The sequence below is a fragment of the Klebsiella grimontii genome, assembly GCF_900200035.1.
GTDB classification, from domain to species: domain Bacteria; phylum Pseudomonadota; class Gammaproteobacteria; order Enterobacterales; family Enterobacteriaceae; genus Klebsiella; species Klebsiella grimontii.
Map to the genome: position 1 here is coordinate 820,372 of NZ_FZTC01000019.1, position 9,694 is coordinate 830,065.

At 50.7% G+C, this 9,694-nt stretch carries 8 protein-coding genes; 4 read left to right on the forward strand and 4 right to left on the reverse strand.

The features are described 5' to 3' along the window. The first annotated feature begins 388 nt into the window (after nt 1-388). Nucleotides 389-3,064 (forward strand): bifunctional acetaldehyde-CoA/alcohol dehydrogenase, encoded by a 2,676-nt coding sequence (gene adhE / locus KOSB73_RS18715; protein WP_004132197.1) that lies wholly within the window; start codon nt 389-391, stop codon nt 3,062-3,064. Between the two features lie 176 nt (nt 3,065-3,240). Here the strand turns inward: adhE and tdk are convergent, their stop codons facing one another. Next, the gene (gene tdk / locus KOSB73_RS18720) at nt 3,241-3,858 is read right to left on the reverse strand and encodes a thymidine kinase (protein ID WP_098140793.1); all 618 of its coding nucleotides are present in this window, start codon (nt 3,856-3,858) and stop codon (nt 3,241-3,243) included. Nucleotides 3,859-4,414: 556 nt separating this feature from the next. Here tdk and hns point away from each other — a divergent pair. Then, nucleotides 4,415-4,822 carry a histone-like nucleoid-structuring protein H-NS gene (gene hns, locus KOSB73_RS18730; RefSeq protein ID WP_004121719.1) on the forward strand — a complete coding sequence of 136 codons (408 nt, stop codon included), beginning with the start codon at nt 4,415-4,417 and terminating at the stop codon, nt 4,820-4,822. Between the two features lie 134 nt (nt 4,823-4,956). Here the strand turns inward: hns and galU are convergent, their stop codons facing one another. From galU to rssA, 3 genes are all read right to left on the reverse strand, one after another. Beyond that, the gene (gene galU, locus KOSB73_RS18735) at nt 4,957-5,859 is read right to left on the reverse strand and encodes a UTP--glucose-1-phosphate uridylyltransferase GalU (protein ID WP_004121722.1); all 903 of its coding nucleotides are present in this window, start codon (nt 5,857-5,859) and stop codon (nt 4,957-4,959) included. Nucleotides 5,860-6,056: 197 nt separating this feature from the next. Continuing rightward, nucleotides 6,057-7,070 (reverse strand): two-component system response regulator RssB, encoded by a 1,014-nt coding sequence (gene rssB / locus KOSB73_RS18740; protein WP_024357875.1) that lies wholly within the window; start codon nt 7,068-7,070, stop codon nt 6,057-6,059. An 89-nt stretch (nt 7,071-7,159) separates the two neighbouring features. Then, the gene (gene rssA / locus KOSB73_RS18745) at nt 7,160-8,059 is read right to left on the reverse strand and encodes a patatin-like phospholipase RssA (protein WP_024357874.1); all 900 of its coding nucleotides are present in this window, start codon (nt 8,057-8,059) and stop codon (nt 7,160-7,162) included. A gap of 112 nt (nt 8,060-8,171) precedes the next feature. On the opposite strand from rssA, the gene KOSB73_RS18750 reads away from it, so the two are divergent. Further along, the gene (locus KOSB73_RS18750; protein ID WP_004132203.1) at nt 8,172-8,630 is read left to right on the forward strand and encodes a YchJ family protein; all 459 of its coding nucleotides are present in this window, start codon (nt 8,172-8,174) and stop codon (nt 8,628-8,630) included. Nucleotides 8,631-8,672: 42 nt separating this feature from the next. Beyond that, a complete protein-coding gene (gene purU / locus KOSB73_RS18755; protein WP_024357873.1) occupies nt 8,673-9,515 on the forward strand; it encodes a formyltetrahydrofolate deformylase in 843 nt (280 codons plus the stop codon). Nucleotides 9,516-9,694: the final 179 nt, after the last annotated feature.

The following is a 9,694-nucleotide window of genomic DNA, read 5'->3' on the forward strand; positions in this document are numbered from 1 at the left end:
ATCTCTGCTGACGCATAAGCTCATAATTACGCTCGGATGTTACTTATTTGTTTCCGCAATGCTATTTAATCCTTTAATTAGCATACCTAATCATTACACTTGATCAAACAGGTCAAAAAACGACCTGCTGAAAGGTATCAGCTTGGCTGATTATTGATTTAGATCACATAAATTGTACCCAGAAGTGAGTAACCTTGTTTACATCCAGCGAGGAGGCAAAACAGCGGTACCTGAAAGAATAAAGCAAAGCTTTTTTAGTCAATCGGTGAAGTCAGAAGCACAAAATTCTTTACGTTAACATTTACATGCAAGCCGTTAACACAATGTCTATACTGTCGAATCGAGCTACTGATTGACTAAAAAAGTTTAACATTATCAGGAGAGCATTATGGCTGTTACTAATGTCGCTGAACTTAACGCACTCGTAGAGCGCGTAAAAAAAGCCCAGCGTGAATATGCCAGTTTCACTCAAGAACAAGTCGACAAAATCTTCCGCGCCGCCGCTCTGGCCGCTGCTGATGCTCGAATCCCTCTCGCGAAGATGGCCGTTGCCGAATCCGGCATGGGTATCGTCGAAGATAAAGTGATCAAAAACCACTTTGCTTCTGAATACATCTATAACGCCTATAAAGATGAAAAGACCTGCGGTGTCCTGTCTGAAGATGACACCTTCGGTACTATCACCATCGCTGAACCGATTGGTATTATCTGCGGTATCGTCCCAACCACTAACCCGACTTCAACTGCGATCTTTAAATCTCTGATCAGCCTGAAGACGCGTAACGCCATCATCTTCTCTCCGCATCCGCGTGCTAAAGATGCAACCAATAAAGCTGCTGACATCGTCCTGCAGGCTGCGATCGCTGCCGGTGCGCCGAAAGATCTGATTGGTTGGATTGACCAGCCTTCCGTAGAACTGTCGAACGCGCTGATGCACCACCCGGATATCAACCTGATCCTCGCGACCGGCGGTCCAGGCATGGTTAAAGCGGCGTACAGCTCCGGTAAACCTGCCATCGGCGTTGGTGCGGGTAACACCCCGGTTGTCATCGACGAAACGGCTGATATCAAGCGTGCTGTCGCTTCCGTACTGATGTCAAAAACCTTCGATAACGGCGTTATTTGTGCTTCTGAGCAGTCCGTTGTGGTTGTTGATTCCGTATACGATGCCGTTCGCGAACGTTTCTCCAGCCACGGCGGCTATCTGCTGCAGGGCCAGGAACTGAAGGCTGTGCAGAACATCATCCTGAAAAACGGCGCGCTGAACGCCGCGATCGTTGGTCAACCAGCGTATAAAATCGCTGAGCTGGCTGGCTTCACCGTCCCTGTTTCCACCAAAATTCTGATTGGTGAAGTTACCGACGTTGATGAAAGCGAACCGTTTGCCCACGAAAAACTGTCTCCGACACTGGCGATGTATCGTGCGAAGAATTTCGAAGACGCAGTTGATAAAGCTGAAAAACTGGTAGCAATGGGCGGCATCGGCCACACCTCCTGCCTGTATACCGACCAGGACAACCAGCCAGAACGCGTTGCTTACTTCGGCCAGTTGATGAAAACCGCGCGTATCCTGATCAACACCCCGGCTTCTCAGGGTGGTATCGGTGACCTGTATAACTTCAAACTCGCACCTTCCCTGACTCTGGGTTGTGGTTCATGGGGTGGTAACTCCATCTCGGAAAACGTTGGTCCTAAGCACCTGATCAACAAGAAAACCGTTGCTAAGCGAGCTGAAAACATGTTGTGGCACAAACTTCCGAAATCTATCTACTTCCGTCGTGGCTCACTGCCAATCGCGCTGGATGAAGTGATTACTGATGGTCACAAACGCGCGCTGATCGTGACCGACCGCTTCCTGTTCAACAACGGCTATGCAGACCAGATCACTTCTGTGCTGAAAGCCGCTGGCGTAGAAACGGAAGTTTTCTTTGAAGTTGAAGCTGACCCGACCCTGACCATCGTACGTAAAGGCGCTGAGCTGGCCAACTCCTTCAAACCAGACGTGATTATCGCGCTGGGCGGCGGCTCCCCGATGGATGCTGCGAAAATTATGTGGGTCATGTACGAACATCCGGAAACCCACTTCGAAGAACTGGCGCTGCGCTTTATGGATATCCGTAAACGTATCTACAAGTTCCCGAAAATGGGCGTCAAAGCGAAGATGGTGGCGATCACCACGACTTCCGGCACCGGTTCTGAAGTTACGCCGTTCGCCGTGGTTACCGATGACGCAACCGGTCAGAAATACCCGCTGGCAGACTATGCGCTGACTCCGGACATGGCGATTGTTGACGCCAACCTGGTTATGGAAATGCCGAAGTCACTGTGTGCTTTCGGTGGTCTGGATGCCGTGACGCATGCCCTGGAAGCTTACGTTTCCGTACTGGCTTCCGAGTTCTCTGACGGTCAGGCTCTGCAGGCGCTTAAGCTGCTGAAAGAAAACCTGCCGGCGTCCTACCATGAAGGGTCTAAAAACCCGGTAGCGCGTGAGCGTGTACACAGTGCTGCGACCATCGCCGGTATCGCGTTTGCGAACGCCTTCCTGGGCGTATGTCACTCAATGGCGCACAAACTGGGCTCTCAGTTCCACATTCCTCACGGTCTGGCGAACGCCCTGTTGATCAGCAACGTGATTCGTTATAACGCTAACGACAACCCGACCAAACAGACGGCCTTCAGCCAGTACGACCGTCCACAGGCTCGTCGTCGCTACGCTGAAATCGCTGACCATCTGGGTCTGACTGCTCCGGGTGACCGCACCGCAGCGAAAATCGAAAAACTGCTTGGCTGGTTGGACGAAATTAAAGCTGAACTGGGTATTCCTAAGTCTATCCGCGAAGCTGGCGTGCAGGAAGCTGACTTCCTGGCCCACGTTGATAAGCTGTCTGAAGACGCTTTTGACGACCAGTGCACCGGCGCAAACCCGCGCTACCCGCTGATCGCCGAGCTGAAACAGATTCTGCTGGATACCTTCTACGGACGTAACTACGTTGAAGGCGGTGTGGAAGAGAAAAAAGAAGCCGCACCGGCTAAAGCAGAGAAGAAAGCGAAAAAATCCGCTTAATCCAACAGCTGTAAAGTCAGTGACGCGAAGCCCCATCTTTTGATGGGGCTTTTTTTATCCGCCGTTCAGCAGCCGACAAATCGCCTCAGACAGACGAAACGTATAATCCAGGCGCTAAGCTTAGCGATGGAAAAAAAGGCGCTGTAAAAGCGCCTGAGAGGGTTTGGCGGGGAGGGTTAGCAAATGTGCTGTTTGTTCTGTACAGCGGTCAGAGAACCTTCGCTCAGCGCCTCTTTATAATGCTTACGGCATACCGAGACATAACGTTCATTACCGCCAATCACGACCTGTTCCCCTTCATTGTACGGGCGCCCTTCCTGATCGAGGCGCAAAACCATACTCGCCTTACGACCGCAGAAACAGATAGTTTTTAATTCAACCAGCTTATCGGACCACGCCAGCAAATATTGGCTGCCCGTAAAAAGTTCGCCGCGAAAATCTGTTCGCAACCCATAACACAACACCGGAATATCAAGCTGGTCCACCACCTCAGACAGGTCGCGTACCTGCTCACGGATCAGGAACTGGCTCTCATCAACTAATACGCAGTGAATCGGCTGACGCTTATGTTCTGCCGCAATGTCTGCAAATAACGCCGTCTGAGTATTATACAACCGCGCGGGCGATGAGAGGCCAATCCTTGAACTCACTTTCCCCGAACCAAAGCGGTCATCAATCTCCGCGGTATAAACCAGCGTGCGCATCCCTCGCTCCTGGTAATTGTATGAAGACTGCAACAGAGCGGTAGACTTGCCTGCATTCATTGCTGAATAGTAGAAATAAAGTTGTGCCATCGGCCGCGTAACCCCAATCAATGTGTTTTTTCGCCGTAAAATTGTATCATATATTCACCTACTATCAGCCCTCTCCGTGTGGGTATTGACGGTAATGTTCACGGTGTGGATACCCGAAAGATTAAGCCTCTTAATTGAATGGTAATGCCTGCTATTGGTGCGACCCAAGCGGCCACGCTGACGTCACTATTGCCCTTTTGTGCTTATCGAGCATTTTCTGATAGCTATAACCGCTGTGGACAAGTGTTTTATATTAAACATCATCGCCGCTGCTGCGCTAATACCCACAAAGATATTTATCCATACACAGTATAATTTTCCCCACCGCGCGTCGGAAAAAGCATACTATCTCAGGGTGTTAGCTAATGCCTTCCGCCATCCTATAAGCAAAAAAGATGTGAACCCGCACATAAAATTTAAGTTAAATGAATTAATTCCCGAGACAAATAACAAGTTATTTTGACTTCCTTACATTCTCCCCTATTGCACATCTGAATTTATCGCTCTATTATTAGTCCAACAAACCACCCCACAATATAAGTTTGAGATTACTACAATGAGCGAAGCACTTAAAATTTTGAACAACATCCGTACTCTTCGTGCGCAGGCAAGAGAATGCACCCTTGAAACGCTCGAAGAAATGCTGGAAAAATTAGAAGTTGTCGTTAACGAACGTCGTGAAGAAGAAAGCGCTGCGGCTGCGGAAATTGAAGAACGCACTCGTAAACTGCAGCAATACCGTGAAATGCTGATTGCAGACGGTATTGATCCTAATGAACTGCTGAGCACCATGGCTGCAGTTAAAGCAGGAACGAAAACCAAGCGCGCTGCACGTCCGGCTAAATACAGCTACGTTGACGAGAATGGCGAAACTAAAACCTGGACTGGTCAGGGTCGTACTCCGGCAGTGATCAAGAAAGCGATGGATGAGCAAGGTAAATCCCTGGACGATTTCCTGCTGTAATAAGCTATCGTATCCGTTTAAAAATCCCGCTTCGGCGGGATTTTTTTTATCCGTTATTCGGGACCGGTCCCGGTCGGGCATAAAAAAACCGGGAAACGAATTTCGATCCCGGTTTCGCATTCTGTCACGAACGATTACTTCGCTACGGCTTTTTCCAGCCAGGCTTTAAATTCTTCGCCCAGCGACTTGTGGCGTACGCCATATTCAACAAAAGCCTGCATATAGCCCAGTTTATTACCGCAGTCGTGGCTCTTGCCTTTCATATGATAGGCTTCTACCGTTTCTTTTTCGATCAGCATATCGATGGCATCGGTCAGCTGAATCTCATCCCCGGCTCCCGGAGGCGTTTTTGCCAGAAGCGGCCAAATATCCGCGCTCAGCACGTAGCGGCCGACAACCGCCAGATTAGATGGCGCCACGTCCGCTTTCGGTTTCTCGACGACACCAACCATCGGCACGCTCTCACCTGGCTGCAGGGCCAGGCCTTTGCAATCGACAACGCCGTACGCGGTGACGTCAGCAACCGGTTCAACCATGATCTGGCTTGCGCCGGTCTCATCAAAACGAGCCATCATTTCGGCCAGGTTGTCGCGAGACAGATCGGATTCATATTCATCAAGAATAACGTCCGGTAAAATGACTGCGACCGGCTCATCACCCACAACCGGGTGCGCGCAAAGCACAGCGTGACCCAAACCTTTAGCCAGCCCCTGACGCACTTGCATAATAGTTACGTGCGGCGGACAAATAGATTGTACTTCCTCCAGCAGCTGGCGTTTTACGCGTTTTTCCAGCATCGCTTCCAGTTCAAAACTGGTATCGAAATGGTTTTCGATAGAGTTTTTCGAAGAGTGCGTAACCAGAACAATTTCAGTAATCCCGGCGGCAATACATTCGTTAACAACATATTGAATTAATGGCTTATCTACCAGCGGCAGCATTTCTTTCGGAATAGCCTTAGTAGCGGGCAACATCCTGGTGCCTAATCCCGCAACCGGGATGACAGCTTTTCTTACTTTTGAATTAAGCGCAGCCATTGAAATCTCCTGGACTGTTCGTTTTTTAAACTTCTCGTTAATAATATGGTATCGAGTATATCAGCCTGATCAGACAAACCTGTTCCGAAAAGGATTAGATATCTTCGAATTAGGAATTTTACGCATTAAACCCGGCGATAGTACCACCACAAAAGATCGCGTGGTAATCCCGCGAGCCTAAAAATAAGTACAATTGTTCACTCCGTAGTCAACATCAGGCGTAAACGTCCGCCAGCCCCCCAAATTTGGCACTGCCATGATGCACAGCGTTGACTAATTTGGTTAAGATATGCATTACCTAATGTCCCCAACGGAACGCCATTACTAATCTGAATTTGGTGCTCCCCCGTATTCAGCGTGCCATTCAAACCCGCAGAGACTAAAATTAAATTTTTCAAGCCACTGTGGTAATACCCTACCAATAATGGAAATTGCCCCGGTAAATTAGCCTGCCGCAGCAATTGGTTAACCTGTTTTAACAGGCTGCCCATCTCTGGTAAACGCTGACCCTGATGGGCAAGCTGTTCCTGCAGCAACCCATTGAACAGCGCGCGCAGCAATAAGGCTGCCAGGACCCCATTATCACCTGCTCGTGTGACATCCAGACAATAAAACGCCAGATCGTTTTCTGATAGCGGCGCAATATCCAGCACTAATCCAGGCTTATCGGCGGAGACAAGCTGCCGATAGTGAATCCGGCAACGTGACATTTCCTGTTGCACCGGCGGCTGGAGCTCCTGTAGCAGCCTTGACGCCGCGGTAGGATCGCTAACCAGCGCATCCCAGTCCTCAAACAGGCGCTCTTCTTCTTCAACACGTGAATTAAACATATTGGGATAGAGGCAGGCATAAACGGTTTCTCTCAGGCGATCGAAATCTTTTACCGGTTTGAGCAGAATATCCTGAACGCCCAGGCGCAACGCTTTGGCGATGTCCGCCATGTTTTCCGTCGCTGAAATCATCAGAATCGGCAACTGCTCGCCCTGGTTACGCACATGCTCTACCAGCTGCAGACCGTTCATTCGCGGCATTGAAATATCGCAAATCATCAAATCGGGTTTGGACTCGGCCATTTTTTGCAGCGCATCCACACCATCTTCCGCCTGGACGATGGTCGCGCCAAGTGAAGCCAACCAAGTGTGCATAAGAGAGCGGAAAACGGGTTCGTCTTCAACTATCAGAATCTGTTTTCCCGCCAATGGCTGCGTCATGATCTCTCCCCTGACTGACGATAATTTAATAGTGGCATGATATTCACACTACCGCCTGTCAGAATTTACTTAAGTATGCATCAAATGCGCTACACGGAGGTACGCACTAAAGGTAATAGTTCATCCATTTTCTTTTCCACTGCCAGATGCCCGGCGGCGATAGCTTCGCCAGCCCGATGGAAATCAAGCGTGGAGATTTGCGGGCAAAAGGGCTGAATCAGAATATCAGGCGGGTCGCCCGCCATGCGGTTTCTCTTGAGGCGATTCTCCAGAACCTGAATAGACGTCGACATGATTTCCATCGCCGTTGGCGCTCTCGTCACCCGTCGCGAAGTCATACGCGCCAGGCGAGAACGCAACCGTGAATGCCACGAGAAATCTTCTTCGCTCTCCGGATGCGGCACCTCCATGGATAACAAATCCTGCTGCATCAGATGCGCATCGTGCTGCAAATCAACGGCAATGACAATATCTGCGCCCATTGCCCGAGCCAGCGATACCGGCACCGGATTCACCACCGCGCCATCCACCAGCCAGTAGCCATTATGCATCACCGGCGCCATCAGGCCAGGCATGCTACAGGACGCACGGATCGCCAGATGCAGATCCCCTTCCGTAAACCACAGTTCGCGACCGGTGCTTAAATTCGTGGTGACCGCCGCAAACCGGCGCTCGCAGCGCTCAATCTCGCTGACGGGCATGAGTTTACGGTATTGGCTAAATACGCGCTCGCCCCGCAGCAGGCCGCCCCGCTGCCAGGAAAGATCCATTAATTTCAGGACATCCCAGTTGCTAAAGGAGCAGACCCATTTCTCCAGCGCCGGAAGTCGGTTGCAGGCGTACGCCGCCCCTACCAGTGAGCCAATTGAGCACCCTGCGATAACATCAATGTCGATACCCGTCCGCCGTAACGCATTAATCACGCCGATATGCGACCATCCCCGAGCGGCGCCAGCCCCTAGCGCCAGTCCAATTTTAAGCTTTCTCATTAGTGCCGAAACATATCCTTCCACTCCGGGCATGGCATCATCGCCATACCTCAGTTAACATAATGCGCTTTGGCGGCATAGCGCCGTCTCTCTTTTACCCATGGAGGCCGTTTTGTCGCCATTATGCCCCTGTGGCAGCGCTCTGGAGTATAGCTCATGTTGTCAGCGTTATCTGGCTGGCGCGCAGCTGGCGCCCGATCCGTCACAGCTGATGCGCTCCCGCTATAGCGCGTTTGTAATGAAAGACGCCGACTATCTGATTAAAACCTGGCATCCCTCCTGCCAGGCGCAGCAGTTTCGCGCTGACCTTGAAAACGGTTTTACCCGCACGCAGTGGCATGGTCTCACCGTCTTTGCCGCCGATAAAGGCAAGAGCCCCGATGAGGGCTTCGTCAGCTTTATCGCTCGTTACGCTGACGATAACCGCTCCGGGGCCATTATTGAACGATCCCGATTCTTAAAAGAAAACGGACAGTGGTATTATATTGACGGCACGCGACCGCTAATCGGTCGTAACGATCCCTGCCCTTGCGGTTCAGGTAAAAAATTTAAAAAATGCTGCGGCCAGTAAGCCAGCAGCAGGAATAGCAAACACTACAGGATTTTCCCCGCGATGCATTCACTACAACGTAAAGTACTACGCACCATTTGCCCTGATCAGAAAGGCCTCATCGCGCGTATCACGAATATCTGCTACAAGCACGAACTTAACATCGTGCAGAACAATGAGTTCGTTGACCACCGGACCGGCCGCTTCTTTATGCGTACCGAGCTCGAGGGTATTTTCAATGATTCCATTCTCCTGGCTGACCTCGACAGCGCGCTGCCGGAAGGTTCAATTCGTGAGCTCAACCCGGCAGGACGCCGTCGGGTCGTCATTCTGGTCACCAAAGAAGCGCACTGCCTCGGCGATCTGCTGATGAAAGCCAACTATGGCGGGCTGGACGTAGAAATCGCCGCCGTCATCGGCAATCACGAAACTCTGCGCTCGCTGGTAGAACGCTTTGATATTCCCTTCCAGCTGGTGAGCCATGAGGGGTTAACCCGCGAAGAGCATGATAAAAAGATGGGCGACGCTATCGCCGCGCTTGAACCAGATTACGTCGTGCTGGCGAAATACATGCGGGTATTGACCCCCGAGTTTGTCTCTCGCTTCCCGAATAAAATTATTAATATCCACCACTCATTCTTGCCTGCTTTTATCGGCGCGCGTCCGTATCACCAGGCTTATGACCGCGGGGTGAAGATCATCGGCGCCACCGCACACTACGTGAACGATAATCTGGATGAAGGTCCAATCATTATGCAGGATGTCATTCACGTCGATCATACCTACACTGCGGAAGATATGATGCGCGCTGGACGCGACGTCGAGAAAAACGTTCTGAGCCGCGCGCTGTATCAGGTTCTTGCTCAGCGGGTATTTGTTTACGGTAACCGGACGATTATTCTTTAATCGATAATGAAATTAGCTGGTTAGCTTTGCGTCTTTACGCATAAAAATCAGGCAACCAGTTTATTTTTATCAAAGGAATACTTTACAGTGGCGCGTCATTTGATATGATGCGCCCCGCTTACCGATAAGGAAGCAGGCCAGTATTAAGCATTACCCCGTGGTGGGGTTCCCGAGCGGCC

Excerpts from the sequence above, each read along its gene's own strand:
- adhE (WP_004132197.1), top strand. The coding sequence starts at position 389 with ATGGCTGTTACTAATGTCGCTGAACTTAACGCACTCGTAGAGCGCGTA.
- tdk (WP_098140793.1), bottom strand. The coding sequence starts at position 3,858 with ATGGCACAACTTTATTTCTACTATTCAGCAATGAATGCAGGCAAGTCT.
- hns (WP_004121719.1), top strand. The coding sequence starts at position 4,415 with ATGAGCGAAGCACTTAAAATTTTGAACAACATCCGTACTCTTCGTGCG.
- galU (WP_004121722.1), bottom strand. The coding sequence starts at position 5,859 with ATGGCTGCGCTTAATTCAAAAGTAAGAAAAGCTGTCATCCCGGTTGCG.
- rssB (WP_024357875.1), bottom strand. The coding sequence starts at position 7,070 with ATGACGCAGCCATTGGCGGGAAAACAGATTCTGATAGTTGAAGACGAA.
- rssA (WP_024357874.1), bottom strand. The coding sequence starts at position 8,059 with ATGAGAAAGCTTAAAATTGGACTGGCGCTAGGGGCTGGCGCCGCTCGG.
- purU (WP_024357873.1), top strand. The coding sequence starts at position 8,673 with ATGCATTCACTACAACGTAAAGTACTACGCACCATTTGCCCTGATCAG.